Source organism: Vibrio sp. 1CM8B (assembly GCF_023161685.1).
GTDB classification, from domain to species: domain Bacteria; phylum Pseudomonadota; class Gammaproteobacteria; order Enterobacterales; family Vibrionaceae; genus Vibrio; species Vibrio coralliirubri.
The window spans coordinates 785,219-808,076 of sequence record NZ_JALNTU010000001.1 but is presented as its reverse complement, the minus strand read 5'-3'; the positions used below and the strand labels follow the sequence as shown (position 1 = coordinate 808,076).

20 protein-coding genes are annotated in these 22,858 nt (G+C 45.8%); 3 read left to right on the top strand and 17 right to left on the bottom strand.

Annotated features, from left to right (window positions below):
- The first annotated feature begins 13 nt into the window (after positions 1-13).
- The gene (locus tag MSG36_RS03445) at positions 14-1,426 is read left to right on the top strand and encodes a fructose-specific PTS transporter subunit EIIC (RefSeq protein WP_061037618.1); all 1,413 of its coding nucleotides are present in this window, start codon (positions 14-16) and stop codon (positions 1,424-1,426) included.
- 75 nt (positions 1,427-1,501) lie between these two features.
- Here MSG36_RS03445 and MSG36_RS03440 read toward each other — a convergent pair whose 3' ends face one another.
- Positions 1,502-2,278 (bottom strand): transporter substrate-binding domain-containing protein, encoded by a 777-nt coding sequence (locus MSG36_RS03440; protein ID WP_050651339.1) that lies wholly within the window; start codon positions 2,276-2,278, stop codon positions 1,502-1,504.
- Positions 2,279-2,402: 124 nt separating this feature from the next.
- On the opposite strand from MSG36_RS03440, the gene MSG36_RS03435 reads away from it, so the two are divergent.
- Entirely contained in the window at positions 2,403-3,143 is a 741-nt protein-coding gene (locus MSG36_RS03435) for an amino acid ABC transporter permease (RefSeq protein WP_050620506.1), read from the top strand.
- Between the two features lie 149 nt (positions 3,144-3,292).
- Here the strand turns inward: MSG36_RS03435 and ugpC are convergent, their stop codons facing one another.
- The 8 genes from ugpC to MSG36_RS03395 form a co-directional block, all read right to left on the bottom strand.
- Positions 3,293-4,423, bottom strand: coding sequence for a sn-glycerol-3-phosphate ABC transporter ATP-binding protein UgpC (ugpC, locus tag MSG36_RS03430; RefSeq protein WP_248366294.1), 1,131 nt, complete (start codon positions 4,421-4,423; stop codon positions 3,293-3,295).
- A gap of 57 nt (positions 4,424-4,480) precedes the next feature.
- Positions 4,481-5,215 carry an HAD family hydrolase gene (locus MSG36_RS03425; protein ID WP_248366399.1) on the bottom strand — a complete coding sequence of 245 codons (735 nt, stop codon included), beginning with the start codon at positions 5,213-5,215 and terminating at the stop codon, positions 4,481-4,483.
- Positions 5,205-6,674: a CehA/McbA family metallohydrolase gene (locus MSG36_RS03420; RefSeq protein ID WP_248366292.1), complete on the bottom strand. Its 1,470-nt coding sequence runs from the start codon at positions 6,672-6,674 to the stop codon at positions 5,205-5,207. The genes MSG36_RS03425 and MSG36_RS03420 overlap by 11 nt, the downstream gene beginning before the upstream one ends.
- Positions 6,675-6,779: 105 nt before the next feature.
- The gene (locus MSG36_RS03415; protein WP_248366290.1) at positions 6,780-8,060 is read right to left on the bottom strand and encodes an extracellular solute-binding protein; all 1,281 of its coding nucleotides are present in this window, start codon (positions 8,058-8,060) and stop codon (positions 6,780-6,782) included.
- Between the two features lie 6 nt (positions 8,061-8,066).
- Positions 8,067-9,014, bottom strand: a complete 948-nt coding sequence (locus tag MSG36_RS03410) for a carbohydrate ABC transporter permease (RefSeq protein WP_248366288.1) — start codon at positions 9,012-9,014, stop codon at positions 8,067-8,069.
- A gap of 23 nt (positions 9,015-9,037) precedes the next feature.
- The gene (locus tag MSG36_RS03405; RefSeq protein ID WP_017074494.1) at positions 9,038-9,922 is read right to left on the bottom strand and encodes a sugar ABC transporter permease; all 885 of its coding nucleotides are present in this window, start codon (positions 9,920-9,922) and stop codon (positions 9,038-9,040) included.
- Between the two features lie 102 nt (positions 9,923-10,024).
- A complete protein-coding gene (locus tag MSG36_RS03400) occupies positions 10,025-10,909 on the bottom strand; it encodes a LysR substrate-binding domain-containing protein (RefSeq protein WP_046224776.1) in 885 nt (294 codons plus the stop codon).
- A gap of 172 nt (positions 10,910-11,081) precedes the next feature.
- A complete protein-coding gene (locus tag MSG36_RS03395; protein ID WP_248366285.1) occupies positions 11,082-12,707 on the bottom strand; it encodes an ABC transporter substrate-binding protein in 1,626 nt (541 codons plus the stop codon).
- Between the two features lie 173 nt (positions 12,708-12,880).
- On the opposite strand from MSG36_RS03395, the gene mpaA reads away from it, so the two are divergent.
- Positions 12,881-13,588 carry a murein tripeptide amidase MpaA gene (gene mpaA / locus MSG36_RS03390; RefSeq protein WP_248366282.1) on the top strand — a complete coding sequence of 236 codons (708 nt, stop codon included), beginning with the start codon at positions 12,881-12,883 and terminating at the stop codon, positions 13,586-13,588.
- A 17-nt stretch (positions 13,589-13,605) separates the two neighbouring features.
- Here the strand turns inward: mpaA and folM are convergent, their stop codons facing one another.
- The 8 genes from folM to MSG36_RS03350 all read right to left on the bottom strand — a co-directional run bounded on the left by folM (position 13,606) and on the right by MSG36_RS03350 (position 22,769).
- Positions 13,606-14,322: a dihydromonapterin reductase gene (gene folM / locus MSG36_RS03385; protein ID WP_248366279.1), complete on the bottom strand. Its 717-nt coding sequence runs from the start codon at positions 14,320-14,322 to the stop codon at positions 13,606-13,608.
- Entirely contained in the window at positions 14,319-14,957 is a 639-nt protein-coding gene (gene folE, locus MSG36_RS03380; protein WP_248366275.1) for a GTP cyclohydrolase I FolE, read from the bottom strand. Before folE ends, folM begins: the two co-directional genes overlap by 4 nt.
- Before the next feature lie 18 nt (positions 14,958-14,975).
- Complete coding sequence (gene folX / locus MSG36_RS03375; RefSeq protein ID WP_017067658.1) at positions 14,976-15,347, bottom strand: dihydroneopterin triphosphate 2'-epimerase; 372 nt, start codon at positions 15,345-15,347, stop codon at positions 14,976-14,978.
- A 97-nt stretch (positions 15,348-15,444) separates the two neighbouring features.
- Entirely contained in the window at positions 15,445-15,942 is a 498-nt protein-coding gene (gene folK / locus MSG36_RS03370; protein ID WP_248366274.1) for a 2-amino-4-hydroxy-6-hydroxymethyldihydropteridine diphosphokinase, read from the bottom strand.
- Positions 15,943-16,237: 295 nt separating this feature from the next.
- On the bottom strand, positions 16,238-17,119 hold the full coding sequence (locus MSG36_RS03365; RefSeq protein ID WP_248366273.1) for a DUF4238 domain-containing protein: 882 nt from the start codon (positions 17,117-17,119) through the stop codon (positions 16,238-16,240).
- A gap of 383 nt (positions 17,120-17,502) precedes the next feature.
- Positions 17,503-19,800: a formate C-acetyltransferase gene (gene pflB / locus MSG36_RS03360; protein WP_248366272.1), complete on the bottom strand. Its 2,298-nt coding sequence runs from the start codon at positions 19,798-19,800 to the stop codon at positions 17,503-17,505.
- 232 nt (positions 19,801-20,032) lie between these two features.
- Positions 20,033-20,377 carry a multidrug efflux SMR transporter gene (locus MSG36_RS03355; protein ID WP_017069768.1) on the bottom strand — a complete coding sequence of 115 codons (345 nt, stop codon included), beginning with the start codon at positions 20,375-20,377 and terminating at the stop codon, positions 20,033-20,035.
- A 220-nt stretch (positions 20,378-20,597) separates the two neighbouring features.
- The gene (locus tag MSG36_RS03350) at positions 20,598-22,769 is read right to left on the bottom strand and encodes a metallophosphoesterase (protein ID WP_248366271.1); all 2,172 of its coding nucleotides are present in this window, start codon (positions 22,767-22,769) and stop codon (positions 20,598-20,600) included.
- Positions 22,770-22,858 lie beyond the last annotated feature (89 nt).

Sequence of the window (22,858 nt, the reverse complement as noted above, 5' to 3'; positions counted from 1 at the left end):
GGCGTAGAAAATTATGAGCACCCTAACAACTCAAGCTACGAATACCAATAATAAAAATAGTAGTAGCGACTTTAAAAAAATCCTTAGTACCATGAAAGGCCACCTGCTTTTCGGAACCTCACACATGCTACCTTTCATCGTAGCCGGTGGTGTTCTATTGGCGTTAGCGGTAATGGCATCAGGCAAAGGTGCTGTACCGGCAGACGGCTTGCTGGCAGACATCTCTAATATCGGTATCAAAGGCCTTGTTCTTTTCCCAATCATTCTTGGCGGCTTTATTGGTTACTCCATTGCAGACAAACCAGCACTTGCACCTGCGATGATCTCTTCTGGCATCATGGCAGACATGGGCGGCGGCTTCCTTGGTTGTATCGTGGCAGGCTTTATCGCCGGTGGCGTGGTGTTCCAACTTAAGAAGATCCCACTTTCTGCGAACATGACGGCGCTAGGTGCATACTTCATCTACCCTCTTCTAGGTACGTTAATCTCTGCAGGTATCGTACTGTGGGGGATCGGTGAGCCAATCAAACTGTTCATGTCTTCTATGAACGAGTTCCTAGCTTCAATGGCTGGTGCATCTAAGATGGTTCTGGGCACAATCCTTGGCGGTATGACAGCGTTTGATATGGGTGGCCCTATCAACAAAGTCGCGACCCTATTTGCTCAAACTCAAGTAGACACGCAACCTTGGCTAATGGGCGGTGTAGGCATCGCGATTTGTACTCCACCTCTAGGTATGGCTCTGGCGACTTTCCTATTCAAAAACAAGTTCTCTAAACAAGAGCAAGAAGCAGGTAAAGCAGCAGCAATCATGGGCTCTATCGGTATCTCTGAAGGTGCTATCCCATTCGCAGCGAATGACCCAATGCGCGTACTTCCTTCAATCGTAGCCGGTGGTATCGTTGGTTGTGTGTTTGGCTTCATGACAGACGTTCTACTGCACGCACCGTGGGGCGGCCTAATCACTGCGCCAGTATCAAGCAACATTCCAATGTACGTAGTCGGTATTGCGCTTGGCTCATTAACCACAGCCGTTATCGTAGGCTTCTGGAAACCAGTCGCAGTAGAAACGGAAGAAGACATAGTTGAAGCGCCAGTACAAGCACAAGCCGCTCCTGTAGCAGGCGAAGGCGAGTACGACATCGTAGCAGTAACATGTTGCCCTTCTGGTGTTGCACACACCTTCATGGCAGCGAAAGCACTAGAGAAAGCAGGTGCGGCAGCAGGTCTGAAAATCAAAGTAGAAACACAAGGTCAAAACGGTATTCAGAATCGCATCACCGACCTAGATGTAACGAACGCGAAACTGGTTATCTTGGCTCACGATATTCAAGTGAAAGACGCACACCGCTTTGCCAATGCGAACGTGATTGAGTGTTCAACCAAAGAGGCAATGAAAAAAGCAGCGACGTTAGTGGTCGCGTAACCCAAATTAAAGCAAGCTCCTACCTCAAGAGCCCTTCCCCCTAAGGGCTCTATTTTTCTCTTCTCTATGAGCTCGTTACATGCTTTTCAGTCCCCACTTCTCAGCTGTTTGCTTAAAGAAACCTTGCGTCTTTTTCAATTCAACCCAGTGGTTAATGTAATTAATCCAAACCTGATCATCTTGTGGTAGGAGCATCGCAATTGGAGTTGGTTTACGTGGCTCTTTCACCGGAACAATCGCGAGTTGTTTAAACTTCTCTACTAAGGTTGCAGCCTCTACGTTTGAAGTCACGGAGACATCAGCGCGGCGAGCTAAAAGCTCTTGGAAATCCCGTGCCGGCGCTTCAATCACGATGTGTTGTGCCGATGGGAAGAAGTCCTTCACCATTTTTTCTTGTACTGTGCCGAGCGTGGCGGCAACTTTGATTTCTGCTTTGTCAAAGTCACTCCAATCGGAGAACTTCTCTATGTCTTTCTTTTGCACAACAGGGACAAAAGCCAGATAGAAGTACGGTTGGCTGTACCCAGCGACTTTTGCTCGAGACATGTTGAGCGAAGCGCTGCCAGTCACGTCGTATTTGTTGGCCGTGATGCCATTCACCAAGGTTTTCCAGTCTGTTGCGACGTATTCCACTTTTACGCCTAGGTCTTTAGCCAACTCAGTCGTGACATCGATATCAAAGCCGCGGTAGCTGTTGGTTGCAGGATCCTTCATTGTCATTGGGTTCCAATCCCCCGTAGTACCAACGCGAAGAACTCCCGCATCCAGTATCTCCTGCAAACGACTTTGTGCATGTGCGATCTGTGTAAAAGCAAGCAGGCACATTCCTAATGCGATTAAGCTTTTTTTCATTTTTTATTCCTTTAAAGAATGCTGATTTCTAAGTGATGAATGTAGATATTCTTCTTAATTATTAACCATTAAACAGATTTGGTTGTTAACATGGTAATAACAAATGGAGTTTTTTGGAGTAAATGTGAACTATCGTCACTTATCGTTAGTTTCTCTGTTGTTTCTGACAGGATGTTCAGATTACCAATGGGGATGGTATGTACTCGACCCGTCGACGGAGCAGGGACGAACTAATATCCAGTTTTTGATGGCTGGTTTTAGCGAGACTATTCAGGTTTCGTTTTTAAGTATGTTTTTTGCCATGGCTCTCGGTCTATTGGTCGCCTTTCCTGCGCTTTCAAGCTCACCAGTACTCAAGGGAATTAATCGACTTTACGTAGAGGTGATTCGTTCTATCCCTGTGCTGGTATTGCTATTGTGGGTGTATTACGGAATGCCGACATTACTCGATGTCTCTTTGAACCACTTCTGGGCAGGGGTAATCGCATTGACCATTGCCGAGAGCGCCTTTATGGCTGAAGTGTTCCGTGGGGGGATTCAAGCGATTAATCGTGGGCAACATGAAGCGGCCGAATCCTTGGGATTGACCTATTGGCAAAAAATGCGATTGGTTATCCTACCGCAGGCATTCCGTCAAATACTGCCGCCCTTGGGCAATCAGTTTATTTATATCCTCAAGATGAGCTCGCTAGTGAGTGTAATTGGTCTGAGTGATTTAACAAGGCGAGCCAATGAGTTGGTGGTGAACGAATATTTACCTTTAGAGATCTATACGTTTCTGGTTTTGGAGTACCTTGTTCTTATTTTGGTGGTATCGCAAGCGGTTCGTTGGCTAGAAAAAAGGATTGCGATTCCGAGCCATTAAATGGTGCTAACCCTCAAGATCGTTCAGCTATCTCCAACAAAAAGCCTCGAGCACAGGCCCGAGATCCTGGTGATACTCCCCCCTGTAATAAAAACCCCCACTCTCATCTGAGCGGGGATTTCTTTGTTTTGACTATTCGACACATCGACTTATTCAGTTAGAACTTCTTCTGTCTCTAGGTCAAACAAATGACATTGTGAGGTATTGAAATGAAGCATTGTCTCTTGCCCACTTTCCGCCATTCGGTCAGCATCAAAAGGCACTCGTGCCACCAGCTTGTCAGCACCGAGTTTGAAATAGAGATACAGCTCATTACCCATCGACTCGACCACATCAAGCCTGTGCGTTTGGGTATTCACTTCAGACAAAGGCGCATCGTGATTAGCCAGTTGAATGTGCTCAGGACGAACGCCAAACCACAACCACTCACCGAGTTTCTCTCGAGCGATAGCTTGCTTATCTTGTGGTAGCGTCCAACGTGCACCACTTTCCGATACCACGTTCATCACGCCGTCAATCTCATCTGCTCTCACCTTGATAAGGTTCATCGCTGGAGAACCGATAAAGCCCGCGACAAACTTGTTCGCTGGATACTGATAAAGATTCATTGGCGTATCGACCTGCATGATCTCACCTTGATTCAATACACAGATACGGTCGCCAAGAGTCATGGCTTCCACCTGATCGTGTGTTACGTAGATCATGGTGGCGTTCTGCCCTTCTTGTTTTAGGTTGTTGTGCAGCTGAGCAATGCTGACGCGAGTCGACACGCGCAGCTTTGCATCTAAGTTAGACAAGGGCTCATCAAACAAGAACACATCTGGCTTACGCACCATCGCACGACCTAAAGCCACACGCTGCCTTTGTCCGCCAGACATTTCACCCGGCTTGTTGTTCAACAGGTGTTCGATATCCAGAGTCTTGGCTGCATCTTCAATACGTTCATTGATTTCATGCTTTGGCAGCTTCTGTTGTTTAAGGCCAAAAGCCATATTGTCGTACACCGACATGTGCGGATAAAGCGCGTAATTCTGAAACACCATAGAGATACCTCGATCTTTGGGTGGCAGCTCATTTACACGTTTATCGCCAATGTAGACATCGCCTTCTGAGATATCTTCAAGACCCGCAATCATACGAAGTGTCGTGGATTTTGCGCAGCCAGACGGCCCAACAAACACCATAAACTCGCCTTCGCGAATATTAAGATCGACACCATGCACGGCCTTAAAACCATTTGGGTAAGTTTTCTCAACCCCTCTCAGTGTGACTTCAGCCATAACCTGTCCTTAAATCAATTCGTTAAATACTATCTTTGCAATCTGTCGTTAAACGTTTTAGCCACGTTCTTGCAGTTGATTGAGCTCAAAATGGGCTACCGATGCGATAACCAGATCCGCTACTGGCTCTAACTCGCTGTGTTGAGCAGTACCTGTCAGCACGCCAACATTGCTGGCGCCTGCGTTACGGCCAAATTCCATATCCGAAACCGTGTCACCAAACATGATCACTTCGTGTGGCTCAATGCCGCACTTTTCACAGAATGCGTTAAGTAATGCGGGCGCTGGCTTAGGTTCGATATCACCGTCGGAGTAACCGATATAATCGAACATCTCGCTCAAACCTGATTGCTCTAACGTGTAGATGGTTGAGTCTTTGGTATCTGCGGTCGCGATGCCTAAAATCATGCCTTGCTGCTTGAACAGACCGAGCTTTTCGGTCACACCCGGTAGGGCTTCAATCCAGCTTGGGTTTTCTTCCACTTCGTCATTGAACGCCGCTTTGGTCACCTTGGTGAATTCAACGAGCGAGACATTCGGTTGCAGCATGTTGAACCACGCTGTTGCGGTATCTTCCACCGGGTTTGAGGCTAATAGCCCATAGTTATCAACCACATCACCTTCAACACCGATGGCCAAGAGTAACTCAACAGCTGTGACAGTTTGATTACCTTGGTGCTGGTCACTGTAAGATTTCACACACTCACAAGCACCACGAGAAACGTTAAGCCACATCTTGTGGAACTCTAACAATGTGCCGTCTTTATCAAATAACATCGCCTTAAACTTCATCACGGCTCATTCGCTCCATTAGTTCTCCCCAAGTACGCACTAGGGGTTGGTTAAATTCTGGTTGTTTGCCGTCGAATACGGCATTGATGCTGCCTTCAAATTCATGCTCGTTAGATGAAGGTTGAGTAGTGTTCATTAATGCTGAAGAAAGCTCCCCACGACGGATATCGACACGACACCAACGGTACCCTTCCTCAATATGGATACTTTGTAGCTCATCACTCAAAGCTATTCGATCGACAATCTCACCATCCACCACGCACTCCGCGTAGTAAGGGTTTTCTGAATCAGTGACTGCGATACGATAACTAAGCGCCTGCCCTTGAGAGTCGTTACCCGGCAGCAAGTCACCCAAATTGATATCAAACTTCAAGCCGCAACGACGCTCTAAATACACTTGTCCGTTACGCATACCAGACAAGATGCCTTCACCACTCAAACCATGGCTGTAAACGAAGGTGGATGGGTCACCATAGATAGAAGACTCATCCGATTTAGGATTACGTTCATGGGGCTCAAGGTGTGAATCACTGCCGCCAATCGCCGTAATACGCTGGCCACAATTCCACATTTCATTGAGAACCAATAACGCCTCTTCGGTCGCTTTCGGCGAGGTCGACCAAGTTGGGTCACAACACACTTCAAACGTAGACACTTGGCTGAGATCCACTTGATCGTAATGCCAATGCCACGGCTTCATCATCGGGTGATTAATGCCAAGGGAACTGTGTCCACTTTTAGCTAAACTCAATCCGGCTTCCATCGTCGCTTGGCTGCTGTGTTCAACGTCTCTAAGGTCTAATGACTTAACCGGACCATGCACATTGAAGTGCCCGAGATCGGTAGTGACTTCTAACGCTGGTAGAAACAAGCACTGATTTGATACAGGCAACGTAGGTTGGCAGATGTTGTGCTCTGTGAAGAAAAAGAAATCGAGCCCTTGTGATTCCACAATGTCTTTAGCAGCAGCCAAGGTATTGTGACCATCAGAAAGCTGAGTGTGAGCGTGTAAATCGCCACGATACCAACGAGAATCAGAAGTCAGCATGTGACTGTAATCAAACTCGATATCGTGATCACTTGTCACCGTTGGGGTCAGTTCTAACTCAGCATCGCTATTAACTAACTCATCAGAGCAAAGCACATCGACTTGATACTGCATCGCACGTTCGGTGCGAAACTCACCCTCAAGGTTGTAAAGCTCTAAGAACCATTCACCCGGTGGAATCACACCATCAATCGCGCCTAGGCCTGAGTTTTCCGGTTGGATAGTGAGTGACTTGTGCGCTTTTTCAAACAGCACTTTGCCACGAAATGCTTGGTTGGCATCATACGCCGCTGCGTATAAGAATCCTTTTTTCACCGTCGTGCCGGTAATCACTACGCTCTTAGAGCCTGCTGGCACATCAAAGGGGATACTTACTCTGCCAAACGGCAGCTCACCTTGAAATTGGGTCATTGTCATCACCAAATTCGTCCTAATTGAAGGACTGGGTCAAAAAGAGGCCCACCCGAGTAGATGGGCCTTTATGCATGCAAAGATAGTGTTAATCCACTTTGCAGATTAAGAACGATTCGCTCGGTCTAGTGCACGTTGCGCTTTCTTAGCCGCTTGTTTTAGCGCTTTGTCAGCAGGCACGTTTTGGATTTGAATCTGGTCCGCAGCTACCTTCAGCGCATCCATGATCTTACCGTTGGTAGGGTCTAGGAAGTCTTTGGTCGCCGTGTTCGCTTGCTTCAATGGAATCAGAGCTTGCGGGTTATCTTTAGTGAACGCTTGGTATTCTGGTACTTCAGAAACGCTGTTACGCACTGGGATGTAACCCGTGAACATTGACCATGCCGCCGTGTTCTTCGCATTGGTGTAGAACTCAACGAATTCGAACGCACCTTTTGCTGCTGCTTCGTCTGTGCCTTTTGGCATCACGTAAACCAGCGCACCCGCTTGTGGCGCAGAAGGGTTTGATCCCCAACCTGGCTGTGTGGTTGCTGAAAGCTTAGTGAAGTCCAAATCACCTTGGTCACCCGATGAACCTGTGTAACCCAACGCGTTGTCTTTCATGACGTCATCGATGGTTTTGTACCAATATTCCCAACCTTGACCGCCGTAGTGAATACGCATGATTTGATCATCGTGGATCCACTTACGGAAGCTGTCCCACACTTCAACCCATTCAGCTGAGTCAATTAGCACTGTTTTGCCATCATCACTGATGATCTTCGCGCCGTTAGAGAAAGCCGCGTCAATCATGTTGTCTTGACCCCACATTGGCTCCCATCCGTAAAAAGTCACGTTGCCTTTGTCATCACGTTGGGTAACTTTCTCCGCGACCTTAGCCACGCCTTGCCATGTGTTTAGGTCTTGCTCAGTAAAACCGTTGTCTGCCAACACTTGCTTGTTGTAGTAAAACACTTGAGTTGTGCCGTAAGCAGGCAAGCCAATGATAGTGCCGTCGTCTGCCGTCACTTGGTCTTTAAACGCACCGATGAAATCAGAGAAGTTGAACTCTTCATCCATGAACGGTGTTAGGTCACGGCTCAAACCGCGTCCGTACATTGCTTCCGCACGACCTGAATCTAGCAGCACAAGCTCAGGTGCAGTTCTAGACGCTAGACCTGCTTGCAGCTTCTGGTAGGTTTCCGTGTAGTTGCCTTGCAACGCAGGCTTCACCACATACTCATCTTGGCTCGCGTTGAACTCTTCGATGAGCTTAGTCATCATTTGCTGTGGCTTAGTACCACCGGAATACCAGAAGTTAACTTCGGTTGCGGCAAGAACACTGCTAGAGAACATAGACGCGCTTGCTGCGCCAGCACACACTAGTGCGAGAGTTTTTAATTTCATTTCCGTTTACTCTTTTACGCCGTTATCGGCGATACCTGAAAGAATCGTCTTTTGACAAATGACGAATAGAATTAACAAAGGCAATACTGCAATGGTGCTCGCCGCCATGATTTGCGACCAGTTCAATCCATAGTTACCTTCGGCAATAAAGTAGTGACGAATCCCGGTCGCAATCAGGTTAAGATCCTGAGTGGTAATAACCAAGCTTGGCCACATGTAGCTGTTGTAATTGGTAATAAAAGTGATGAGGAACAGTGTTGCGACTGCTGCTCGGCATTGCGGTAAGATGATTGCCCATAAGATCTTGAGCTCACCTGCACCATCAATTCGTGCCGCTTCAATCAGCGACGGATGCACCTTGATAAACACTTGGCGTAGATAGAACACACCGAAAACCGACGCCGCGTTCGACGCCACTAAGCCCATGTGCGAATCCAACAAACCCAGTCTTGCCAAGGTGATGTAAGACGGAATGTACGTCACTGCGCCCGGCAGCATGTAACAGCCCATCACGATAAAATAGAGCACCGTCTTCGAGCGAAACTTCAACTGCGTGAGTGCATAAGCAAACATCGCCGAGTTCACAATCACCAACAGCGTAGTGAACAAAGCCACACTAAAACTGTTGAAGATGTACAAACCAAACGGCGCGCTGTGAAAGGTTTCGACAAACGTTTCCCAACGAAACTGCTCTGGAATCAAGTTCAGCGGGCTAGCAAAAATCTCATCATTGGTTTTCAGCGAACCTGACAGCATCCATAAGAACGGGAACACCATAATGGTTCCGCAGGTCGCTAAGAAAAGGTGCTTAGCCAGTGCGATAAACGAACGGCGATCCACTGAGCTTTTCTTTGACACAACCTCTGATTTGGTCGCTTTCGTTTGGGCTGTGACTTTAGATTCAGCCGCTCTTTGATTTAAGACTTGATTGGCATCCAATACTTGCGTGGTCATAATTCTGTCCTTTCAAAAATCGACTAGTAGTACACCCAGCGCTTGCCGATGTAGGTATTAATAAGTGCCAACAATCCAGTAATCAGGAATATCACTAACGATGTCGCGGCTGCCGGTCCCATTTCGTAACGCTCAAAGGCTTGTTGGTAGAACAAGTACAACAAGGTACGAGTCTCACCACCTGGCCCGCCCTGCGTTAAGATCTGGAACTGATCGAACGCCTGCATTGCCGTAATAATATTGACCACCACCAAGAAGAACGTGGTTGGTGAAATCAGCGGCAGTGTTATCTTCAAAAAACGCGTTAAGCTGCTGCAGCCATCAATCAAAGACGCCTCATAAAGCGATTCAGGGATCTTGTTGAGCGCACTGATGTAAAACAGCATCGTCCAACCAATCGCCTGCCAAACCGTCACGATAATCACGGCAATCAAGGCTGTGTTTCCGTTCTCTAACCATGGAATCGCGCTAAACCCTGCCGACTCCAATAAGTGGTTTGCCAAGCCCGATTTAGTCTCGAACACCCAAGACCAAACAATCGACACCGCGACCGTTGGCGTGATCCAAGGAGAGAAGATCACCGCACGATAGAACTGGCTGCCCTTGAAGTTTTTGTGCAGCAACATCGCAAACACAAGACCAAGAATGATGGTTGGAATCACCACTCCGACCGAAAACCAAAACGTGTTGAGCACCGCTTGAATGAACTCATAGTCTTCAACCATGTACTCGTAATTTTCTAAACCGATGAACGAATAATCTGGCGAGATGTAATCCCAATCGGTGAAGCTGATATAAATTGAATAACCAAATGGTACGAGCCAAAAAGTAAACAGTGGCACCAACAACGGTGCGGTAAATAACAGTACCTTTAAGCGGTTTTTCATTGGTTGTGAGAAAGCACTCATGGTGACCTCGTCCTTATTTGTATGCGGTTAAACTAAGTGTTTTTTATGACAGGTTAGTAAGAGTGCCCTTCATTTTTTTTATGGCTATCCATAAGAAAATCTTTACTCCAGTTCACCGTCTTCCATCTGGTGATAAAGCCAATCACAGAAGAAATTCACCTTGGCGCTGCGACTGTGTTTAGTAATCAAATAGTGAGCAGATTCAGCTGGCATCGAGGATTCGCTTGCCAATACAAGGTCTTCTTTCTTGAGTAGTTCAGACACCGCGAGCGAACGCACTAGCAACATTCCAATACCATGTTTAACTGCTTCTAAGGCATGTAGAGAGTTACTCACTTCGAGCAGAACCTTAGGTAATGTCATCTCGAATTGGTTATGCCCAAGCCATTGCAGCCAGTTCTCTCGATAGCCTTTGACCTGAACCGTCGGCAGAGCTGCAAAGTCATGCTTGCTGAGTAATTCTTGATGCTCGGATTTGAATTGAGGGCTGCACACTAACTGCCAGTGTTCTTGAAACAGTCGCTCGCAATGGGTGTCCTCGCTTTCAACCTTGCCGTTGGTCAGCTCGATATCGACATTCTGACAAGGGTTAGTTGATGGCCAGTCCACCAGCTGAATATCAAGCCTGATAAAAGGGTATTTTTTATAGAAGGATGGCAGGCGAGGTAGTAGCCAGTTATGACAAAAGGTGTGGTTTACACGCAGGCTCAACACATCGGTTTCTTTTTCTCCGAACAAGATCTGAGTCTGCAATTTAAGGTGAGCAAGTGAACCTGCCACAATCGGTTGATAATGTTGAGCCGCTGACGTCAGCTTTACGCCTTTAGAACTGCGTTCAAACAAGGTGGTATCGAGGAAGGTTTCTAAACTTTTGAGCTGTTGGCTCACCGCTGCTTGCGTGACACAAAGCTCTCGGGCAGCCGCGCCAATGGAACCAAGACGAGCAACAGCTTCGAACGCAACAAGAGCGCGTAGAGGGGGTAACATGGCTTCACCTGATTGAAATAAAAGTGAAAAATACTTCAATCAGGTTTCAGTTTTTTGCGGTTCCAGTTACAGATTAATGACGAAGGGACGTTGATCAGATATTTATGATCAACGTCCCTTTTCTTCTATTTCATATTGTTATGCGAAATGCCAGAACTCGCATCCGGCCTATCTATTCTTTGATGTAGAGGTCTTTAGAATAGATGCGCCCTTCCACGTTGTTCTTCGCAAAGCCGCCAACACTTGGTCGTACTAGGCGAGCCTGCATGTAGTAATAGATAGGTGCGATAGGCATATCTTCAGCCAGTAACTGCTCCGCTTGATCATAGAAGCCTTGGCGATCTTGCTCGTTGGTTGCTGACAGTGCACTGTCCATTGCTGCGTCGTATTTGCCATTGTTGTAGCGGGCAAAGTTACCCGAAGACTCAGAGCGCAATAAGCTCAAGAAGGTCGACGCTTCATTGTAGTCACCACACCAAGAAGCACGCATCACATCAAAATCACCTTGGCGACGTGATACTAGATAAGATTTCCATTCTTGGTTTTCCAGCTCAACTTGCGCGCCTAGGTTGCCTTTGAGCATTGAAGCGATAGCCACAGCAATCGACTTGTTCGACTCACTGGTGTTGTAGAGCAGTTTGAAATCCAATGGGTTAGCTGCATCGTAGCCCGCTTCTTTGAGTAGCTCTTTTGCCTTTTGGTCGCGCTCCTTTTGAGTCCATGTGCTGTATTCAGGCTGAGTCGCATCAAAGCCAGCCGTGTACTCATGAGCAAAGGTATAAGCCGGTAGGTTACCCACCTGAGTGACGCCATTGGTGATCACGTCACGCATCATCGAATACGACACCGCTTTACGCACTCGCGCGTCATCGAATGGAGGTCGCGTGGTATTGAACGCGTAGTAATAAGTACACAGCAGAGGCACCGCGGTAAACGCATCTTGGTATTTGCTTTTAAGCTGCTGCGCCATATGTGTCGGCACATCAGACGTGATATCGACCTCACCCACTGCATAACGGTTAATCGAAGCATTTTGGTTTTCGAACGGAATGTAAGTCACTTGGGCTAGATTGGTATCTGAGCTGTCCCAGTAGTTAGGGTTCTTCTTCAGTTCAATACGTTCGTTAACCACCCACTCGTCCAACACAAACGCGCCATTACCGACAAACTGCTTAGGGTCACTCCACGGCTTATCGCTATTTTCTAGCGTAGCCTTATGAACGGGCATCATGGATGTGTGGCCCGTCATCGCAACAAAGTATGGCACTTTGCTATCCAGCTCGAACTTCACCGTGTGCTTGTCGACAGCGGAAATACCGAGCTCTTCAACGGGCTTCTTACCTTCTGCTACGTCAGCAATGTTGTTGATTTTGGTGAGCTTGAGGTACCACACGTTTGGAGAAGCGAGTTTCGGGTCGACCGCGCGTCTTAACGCATACACGAAATCATCGGCCGTCACCGGATCGCCATTCGACCATTTCGCGTCTTTACGCAGGTGGAATACAAACGTCTGGTTGTCTTCGGTTTCCCAAGATTCCGCGACACCTGGAGTGATATTGCCATCGCGATCTTGGATCACTAAACCCTCAAATAGGTCACGTAGGATGTGCATTTCTGGCAGGCCTTCTGCTTTCGCAGGATCAAGCGTCGCCGCTTCTGCATCGTTCGCGCGAACTAAATGCTGGTCTTTTGCCAGTGAAACACCAGCAGGTAAGGTTTCAGCAACGGCAGTTACTGATATAAAAGGGGTCAATAAAGATGAAATGAGTAAAGCCGTTGAATGTTTTTTAAAATCCATGTTTGTTTGCTCTCCTAGCCTATCTTTGAAACAAGTAATAAAATTAACAATGCGACGGTTGACGAGTTTTGACGCTATGGTTTATTTAAAGGGGTTCATCTAATGGACTTAGTTAATGATTAATATAGCCAATAGTGAATACTTGATAGTACTTGATCAATCAGGAGATTAAGGTGAGTTTAATTCCAAGAACGGAAAGAGCTGCGTTTTCAATAAAGCCGCTGTCATATGGCAAATCAGGGTTGGGTGCGCCTTTGCTCTATTTCCCCGCGCAAATAGAAAGCGAATCTCGCGGGCTGATTTTAGCAGGTACACACGGCGATGAGACCGCTTCTATTACAGGGTTATCTTGTGCCCTGAGAAGCTTGCCCGCCGCCAATTTACGACACGATGTGATTCTGTCGATGAACCCAGATGGCAATCAATTAGGCACTCGCGCCAACGCCAATCAAGTCGATCTGAACCGCGCCTTCCCAACGCAAAATTGGACAGCAAACGGCACCGTGTATCGCTGGAGCTCCCACACACCAGTCAGAGATGTAAAAGTGAAAACCGGCCAAGCCGATCCCCTCGAACCTGAAGTGCAATCGCTCATCAACCTCATTGAACAACGCCAACCTAAATTCGTCATCTCTTTCCACGAGCCACTCGCCATGGTCGACGATCCCGATCAATCAGAACTCGCCATTTGGCTAGGTAAGCAGTTCAACCTACCGCTCGTCGAAGACGTCGATTACGAGACCCCAGGCTCATTCGGCACATGGTGCCAAGAAAGAAACCTGCCATGCATTACCGTAGAACTACCGCCAGTTTCTGCGGATTTAACTATAGAGAAGTATTTGGATGCGTTTGTGGAGGTGTTGGGGTGTGAGGGAAGCTAGCCCAAAATACATGAGCTTCACTTCAAATGCCTACCACCATCAAGGTGCAAAGTCCTTCCTGTCATATAGTGGCTAGCCAAAACAAACGTAATGCCATCGATCACTTCTTCAAAGCCTGCCTCTGTTGGAATCAGTGCTTTTTTCAGAGCTTTAGTCTTATACGCCTCATCATCATGTTCATTGAATTTAATCATGGCTGGAGAGAGAGTATTTACTTTCACCTTGGGAGCCAGCATCGCCGAGAACGACAACGTCAGGTTGTTGAGCGCAGCTTTACTGGCCGCGTAAGCGATGTGTTTTTTACTGCCTTTTTCCGCAACGTAATCACTGATGTGGATGATGTCCGACGTTTTATCGCCAGACATTAGTTGGTCTTTGAGCGTTAAATTAACCAGATAAGGCACGGTAGCGTGAACCGTCATCATCTGGTTCATGATTTGTAATGCGTTTTCACTGGGATTTTCTTTGTTCTCAGGTTGCCAGTCGGAAGCATTATGAATGATGGCTCGGATCACCTTATATTCTTGTCCAACGTAATGAAGAAAACCCTCTAGGCTGCTTTGTTGATAAAAGTCTACCTGTTGCAAGTCGGCTCCACGGTCGCGCAGTAATTGCAGCTGAGGATAGTCGCTTCGGTAAGTGCCAATCACTTTGTATCCGTCAGATAAAAGTTGCTGCGCCAGTGCGAACCCTAAACGCTTCCCCACACCGGTTATTAGAATCGTCTCACTCATCGTAAAAACTCAGCTCTAGTTTGAGGGTTAGTTTTGAAACTGCCACCAAGCGCGGTTGTGGTGGTTTCAGAGTTTGCATCCATAACGCCTCTCGATTTAACGCAGTAGTGAGTTGCTTTAATCGTCACAGCCACATTTTCTGTTTCAACCAGAGCCTGTATCGCGACCAAGATTTGCTGGGTAAGGCGCTCTTGAACCTGCGGACGCTGAGCAAAGAACCGAACAATGCGGTTTATTTTAGATAACCCGAGAATCTTGGATTCAGGGATATAAGCCACTTGTGCTAAGCCATCGATGGTAATGAAGTGATGTTCGCACGTAGAAGTTAAATCGATATCCGATACCTTAACCATTTCGTCAACTGACATTTTGTTGTCGATAACACTGATTTTTGGGAAGTTATTGTAGTCGAGCCCTGAAAAGATCTCGTGAACGTACATCTTTGCAATGCGATGAGGTGTTTCAGCAAGACTGTCATCGGTTAAATCCAGCCCAAGCGTACTGACAACTTCCGTCAAAAGTCCTTTGATACGGTTGTACTTCTGGTCGGAGTTCATTTCGCTCGATGTCATCGGGGTTTCTAGCCCCTTTTTGAGCAAAGCTTCTCTTACTTTTTCAGCTTCTGTGGTTAGCATTGAGTCGCTCCTTATGAATTAATCTTCAAGTTCTGCTTCATAGCTCAGGGTGAGCGAGACGGAATCGGCGAAACGTAGAGCATGAGGCTTGTCGATTCTCACTTGAGCGTATCGGACCCATGAATGGTCGATACAAATACCGAGTACGTCACTGGTTAACTTTTCTAAAAGCAGAAACCGTCCAGATTCAACATGTTCAATAATTTTTTTGCAGATATTTTTATAGTTAAGTGCGTTCTCCACATCATCAGAGAGGCAAAGGTTGTTTGCGGGGTAATGGATCTCCGCATTTATAACAATGTCTTGCTGCTTAGTTTTTTCTTCTTCGTTGAAGCCGATGAAGGTTCTTAATCTGAGATTTGTGATGGTGATAATCGCATTGTGATTCATAACAGTTTCCGATCCTTAGAAGGTAGAGTGAGTTACGTGCCTGTTAGAGGAAAAGATCAATAAAGCTCAAGCGTTCTGTTTAAAGCAGTTGAAGGGACTAAGTGAAACTGATCTTAAAAGGTATAAGTTCGGTTTTCTGACTCAGCTGATCGAAATTGTTCCAGATATGCTGAAAAGAGATATCTAGAGTGGGATGACGTTCTTGCGCGGCAACATCAACTAACGGTCGAAGCACAAAAGCGTACTCAGTGATTTCACCTCGCGGCAGCTCTACTCCATCGATAGTGCCCACTTCGTTACCGTAAAGAAGGATATCGATATCCATAGTGCGCGAAGCGTATTCTTTAGTTTCACGCTTTCGGTCATTCTCTAATTCGATTTGATGCAGAACCTTAGCCAGTTCAGCGATAGAAAGGTCACATTCAAACCCAACGACTAGGTTTAGGAAGTTGTCTCCTTCAAAACCAACAGGCTCACAATCGTAGAAATTAGAAATGTGTAGAGGTGCAAAGCGGCTATTCAATGCTTTGAGAGATTCTGTGACGTGATGTTCGCGGTTAATGTTGCTTCCAATGCTGACATAGACGGTGGCCATATTGTTTTCTCCCTTTTAACGAACCTCTTACGTTGTAAGTCGCTGGGAAGATCAGCTATGTATCCGTTTGATACCGGGAGGGTAAAAGAGAATCTCCCTACAACTCATATAGAGATCGGTTCTAAGTCGGAAAGGGGGACTTTTAAACTAGAAAGTACCACAGGTAAAAATTTAGCTTATGAAGGTTCTGGACAATTATCCGTCTCGGAGAATCGAACATCAGCAATTAATGAATAGCTTCAGGTATAGCAAATCGGTTATTTCCACGACCAAACCTTATTGCACTGCTCAATCGTTATATGTATGTAAATAACTCCGCCCTCAAATCTGAAGGTTCCACTTCTGAACCCAAAAATAACTTTATTTGCTCAATATAGTCTTTATTTGTACCTACAACATATCGATGACACTGATTATATGTAGCCATTGCTAAGTAAGTTGTAAAAAGCGGATCTAGGTTCATAGCGTGATTTTGAACTGGCGAAAAGGTGATCAACTGATTATTCGATAAAGGCATAATAAACTTAGACTTAAATGCGAACATCTGAGTCAAATCGTCAAAGAGTAGCGGGTTATCTCCCGTTAAAAAGTTGTTCCAACCTCCGTATTCTGGCGAAACATGATGGACTTTCCATGATTCATAGTCACTATCATGTACCCTAAAATCAAACGTTAGTAGAGGCAGCATAAAGCTACGAAAGTAATGCCTGAACCCTGAGTCATTTTCTAATGCGTTTTTGATTTGATCACAATCGCCAATATTGACCCCATTCAGTGTAATTCTGTCTCCAAACCGTGTTAAGTCTAGAGTTTTAATGTACTGCTCTACAAAGGGATCTAACAAAGGCATTCGCCAAAATTGAAACGCTACAAATACCTTTAGAAGATAAATGCCTTCTTTGGATATTAGTTCTTTCTCCGACAGGCCCTTGCGAACTAAATCAAAAAATTGCCCCAATGGTGCTTCAATTGTCCCGTAGAGCTTTTCTAGTGCATCAGTTCGCACACCTCGATGTGTGATTGTATTTCTATGTTTTTCGAATAATATTGTTCGAGGTGTTTGCTTATCTTTCTTGAATGATTCCAACTTTTTATCGAATACTTGAATACGACCAGACTCAGCAATAAAGCCTCGTAAATACAATTGTGGGACATAGTGATGATTAATTGAACTCAAAACTTACCTCATAAATATAACACTTTCTACACCGCGCTAAGCCGCTCTTTGCATAGATATAATGCGGTCTTTCGTTTAAGTATTCAACAGAAAATCAATAACTTAGTGAGGGTGTTAAAAAGTTAGAATGCACTGTGAGTGCATAATTTCTGAACTTGCTGAGTTTGGATAACTTTTTGTAGGGCAAAAGTTCATTAACAGAATGTGTATGAGCTTCTACCCTAAACCATAAAGGGGCAAAAGTAAGTTAGAGGTCCTAGTGACCACCACGCCAGACAGAATCAAAGTAATTCCAATTACCGCCATATTCAACACACAAAAAAGCGCGAGAGACGGATGTCATTCTCGCGCTTTTTTAGAACCGTGGAACTTGAAGTTTACGGTTAGATCTTAGCTGTAAACGTACGGCTAATTACATCCTGTTGCTGCTCACGTGTTAGCGAGTTGAATCGCACAGCGTAACCCGACACTCGGATGGTTAACTGTGGGTATTTTTCTGGATGTTCTACGGCATCCAACAACATGTCACGGTTAAGCACGTTCACGTTAAGATGCTGTCCACCCTCAACACGAATCGATTCTGCACTTTCCTCATGGTGGAAATAACCATCCATTAACGCTGCTAGGTTCACTTTTTGGCTTAAGTCATCTTTACCTAGTGCATTTGGTACGATTGAGAAAGTGTAAGAAATACCATCTTTAGCGTACTCGAACGGCAGTTTGGCAACCGAAGACAGTGAAGCCACCGCACCTTTCTCATCACGACCGTGCATTGGGTTTGCGCCCGGGCCAAATGGCATACCTGCGCGGCGACCATCTGGCGTGTTACCGGTTTTTTTACCATATACAACGTTTGAAGTAATCGTAAGTATAGATTGAGTTGGAACCGCTTCACGGTAGGTATTCATTTTCTGAATTTTCTTCATAAAACGTTCAACCAAATCACAAGCAATATCATCGACACGTGAATCGTTGTTGCCGAATTTTGGATATTCGCCTTCAATCTCAAAGTCGACAGCGATGCCATCTTCGTTGCGTACTGGTGTTACCTTCGCGTATTTGATAGCTGCTAACGAGTCAGCAACAACCGACAGCCCTGCAATACCACAAGCCATTGTGCGATGAACATCGCGATCCATTAATGCCATTAACGATGCTTCATAGCTATAACGGTCATGCGAGTAATGGATCACGTTCAACGCAGTGACGTATTGCGTTGCAAGCCAATCCATCATCTCATCAAAGCGAGGCATTAAGCGGTCAAAATCGAGAACTTCATCTTCGATACGAGCAACTTGAGGGCCAACCTGCATGTTAGATTTTTCATCAACACCACCGTTAATGGTGTAAAGCAGCGCTTTGGCAAGGTTTGCCCGAGCACCAAAGAACTGCATATGTTGGCCAACCACCTGCGGGCTCACACAACACGCAATCGCGTAATCGTCATTATCAAAATCCGCACGCATTAGATCGTCGTTCTCATACTGAAGTGATGAGGTTTCGATAGACACTTTAGCCGCGTATTGTTTAAACGCGATAGGCAGTTGTTCAGACCATAGAACCGTCATGTTCGGCTCTGGCGCAGGGCCCATCGTGTGCAATGTGTGCAAGTAGCGGAAAGTCGTTTTGCTAACAAGTGTACGACCATCAACGCCCATACCTGCCATTGCTTCTGTTGCCCAAATTGGGTCGCCAGAGAACAATGAATCGTATTCAGGAGTGCGTAGGAAACGAACCATACGAAGCTTCATGATGAAATGGTCAATCAACTCTTGCGCTTGTTTTTCATCAATCAGACCAAGTTTAAGGTCACGTTCGATGTAAACATCTAAGAAGGTTGATGTACGGCCTAGCGACATCGCAGCACCATTTTGAGACTTAACCGCAGCTAAGTAGCCAAAATAGGTAAATTGGATTGCTTCTTGCGCAGTACGAGCAGGAGAAGACATATCAATGCCGTACTTCAAACCCATTTCTCGCATTTCATCAAGGGCACGAATTTGATCAGAAAGCTCTTCACGTAAACGCAATGTCTTATCTAAATCACCACCCGTTTCAAGCATCTTCTGAGTCGATTTGAACTGCTCATTTTTGTCTGATTTTAGGAAGTCGATACCGTATAAAGCAAGACGACGGTAGTCGCCAATAATGCGTCCACGACCATAAGCATCTGGCAGACCAGTAATAATGCCAGAACGGCGACATGCTTTAATTTCATCGGTATAAAGATCGAACGCTACTTGGTTATGCGTTTTGCGGTATTCAGTGAAGATCTTTTCGATTTGTGGCTCTAATTCACGACCGTACACTTCGCACGACGTTTTCACCATTCGAATTCCGCCATTAGCGATGATGCCGCGTTTTAGGGGTTTATCGGTTTGTAGACCCACGATTTTTTCGAGGTTTTTTGCAATGTAACCTGCATCGTGTGAGGTGATAGTGGAAACGATATCAGTATCAAAATCGACAGGGGCATGAGTGCGGCTTTCTTCTTTAATACCTTCTAGCACCGATTCCCATAGCTGTGTCGTCGACTCCGACACGTCCGCAAGAAAAGACTCATCGCCTTCATAAGGGGTGTAGTTTCGCTGAATAAAATCACGTGCATTCACGGATGTTTGCCACTCGCCAGCTTGGAATCCCGCCCAAGCTTCCATCATATCGGTTGTCGGAATAGTCATAATGACCTCCTAAGTTATTGATAAACAGACAATATCGATGATTATTTATAATCATTGGTTTCTGCTGGCTATACTAAACCGACCAATCTATGAGTAAAGTGAGCTGTTTTCATAAAATACATGCACAAAATGCATTTGTTAGGATTACTATATTATATTCAATATCTTAAGTTGAAGGTTAACAACTCTAGATTCCAATTAGTTTGTTGTTTCAGAAGTAGGGAGTCGACTCTTAGTGACTCACCGACGTTGAAAACAGGTTGATGATCACCACGCCAGACAGAATCAAAGCGATGCCAATGATCGCGTAGATGTCTAGCTTTTGCCCGTAGACCAACCAAGACAACGCCGCGACCAACACTATCCCTGCCCCACACCAAATCGCATAGGCAACACCCAACGACATGGTTTGAACCGTGAGAGACAACAGATAAAAAGCAAAGCCATAACCGACTAGTACTGCGGCGGTCGCAGGAAGGGAAGTAAATTGCTGCGTTTTAGGCAATAGAGAAGTCGCGACAACTTCAAGCACGATGGCGAGTGACAGCATCACTGGAGGCGGAAGAGATAAAAGCATGTTTGAGTCCACAACATTAAATACGGCGCTCAGAATATTGTAGTTTTATTTCCAATTCATGCGATTTTCAGTAAGCAATTATTATGACGTACCTTAAAAATTCTTAAGTGTGATTGTTCGTTCAATCGAAGAACAGAAATACAAAAAGAGCCCTACAACATCATGTGTAGAGCTCTTTTTTAATCAGCTAATAGGTTAACCCGCTAACAATCTAAATAGCTTAATTTGCTGATGATGAGCCTCTTAGGATATCGCGCTTCACTTCACCTTTCAGATCGGTCAGGGTTTGTTGGTCGATATCAATCAAGAAGTGGTCACTTGCTTGGCCTGTTGCGAATTTTTCAAGAATCACGAACAAGCTACCAAAACGAGAGCGGAACACTTCACCAACGGTATATTGGCCAAGGTCACCCAGTTCTGAATCCACCGTGCCATCGAACTCTGAAAGTTCACGACTCAGCAACTCATATTGGCGCAATTGTGTTTCACCGATATCACGGAATGCCAGTTCGTCTGCATTACGTAAGCGGTAGAAGTCAGTCGCTAGCAACTCACCACTCCATTCTGCAAAATCTTCAAGCACTAGACCTTCTTGAGAGGCAATAGCGTCAGCTTCAACTTTCGCTGCTTCCCAGTCTTGTTGAAATTGTTCGTAGTCGTCTACTCCATTTGCAACACAACCCTCGACTGGATAATTCATTTCATCAGCTAACTGGCAAACCGTGAACTGCGTTTCCAGTTGAGACATGATCATCATCTCTTCGCCGTTCATTTCCATGATCATAGCGCGCATTTCTAGCGGCCAGTCATCCGGAAGGAATCGCAGGCGCGTTAGTTCGCGGATGTGCCAATCGGTCAGTTCGTAGTAGCTCTCTGAATTCAGAATATCTTTGTTCCAAATCTTAGCTTCTGCATCAGGATCTCCATTCGCAGCTTGAGTAAGGTATTCATGCTCTTCTGCATAGTGACTGAATAGCTCGTTGTAACGTTTAACTTGATCGATGACCACCGTCTCAACTTCAATCTGGTTATCAGGGCGAATGTTCAACAGTTTGTAGGCCGGAATGTAGCCCGCTAGCGATGGTGCTTGGATATTAAATAGAGTGTGCTGTACACCATCAATATTGAAGCTCTTCTTACCCGTATCGTTAAAGTGCATGTGGCCACCAACATGGATATTTAGACCAGTAGCAGCTAATGCGCGGCTGGTATCGTCATCCGGTTCACGAGCCAGTTGATGGCTTCCTTCGCCAAACAGATCTTCAATCTCTTCAGAAGCGCCGTTGTAGAAGTCGGTCATTGGGAAGTGCGAGAAAGACACCAGCGTCTTGTTCTGCTCTTTCGCTGCTTTTACAACATCAGAGATCCAATCAATCACGTGTTCTTTGTGAGTCAGCATCATGTTATAACCAGCGCTGCTTGAACCATCAAACGTGTTTCCATCGACAGAGCTATCAGACGAGTTTTCTTTCGGGCGATAAACGTTCGCGTCGATCGCCAACAACCAAAGCCCTTTCACTGGCTCTACTAAGTAACTGGTATCCGGCACTTCAGAACAGCTTGAGTAACCACTTTCTTTGTAACTGCCACCCGTACCTTCATAACAGATTTCGTACATGCGCTTATCAAAAGCCGCTTCTTCTTTCGCTAAATCATAGCTGTAACTAGCTCGAGCTTGGTCGCTGCTGTAAGGCGTTTCAAAGTAGAGATAATCTTGCTGAGGGTAGAAACCGTGAGTGCCTAGGATACTCATGATCTCTTCATAACCCCATTCACGTACTTCTTCAGTACAGATGGTTGCTAAGTTGTCACCTTCACCGGGAATAGTCGTCCACTCATCGTCATAACCAACACACTCTTCTTTACCGCGGCTATAAATACGCTGCTTCTTGCCACCCTCGCCTAGGTAATCAGATTTACCTGCAGGGATGGTAAATGGACGTACTGGATCGTGGTTGCCCGGTGCTGCAAAAAACTCAAGACCGTACGTGTCGCGGTAGTGATCAAAGATGCTAACCAATCCACGCATATGAATCGGCTGGCCGTCGTCACTAAAGTCACCTGGCAAGGCTACGTATTTAACGCCACGTTCAACCACATCATCAAGCGCCGCTATCATCGCAAAGTAGTTTTCATTAAATAGACGCGTGGAGTTCATCTGAGACTCCATCGTTCTTATCGTAGCGTTTTTACCACTCATGGAATTCGGTAAGCCAGCGAACGAGCCGTCTTGAAAATCACCGTAAACATCATGGAAATGGATATCAGGCATGAATGCGACTTGCACTGCGCTATCTAGATTGCCGCTGTCGTCTCTTGGTGAACTTGAATTACAACCAGCTAATGTGGCTGCTATCAAGCCTGACAGTACGGTCAATGTACTCTTTTTCATTTTCTCTTCCCAAAAAGTTAGAACTCAAAATTTGGCGAGGAGACTAGATGAGAAAAATGACACTATTGTTTCTTATATCTTACAAAACG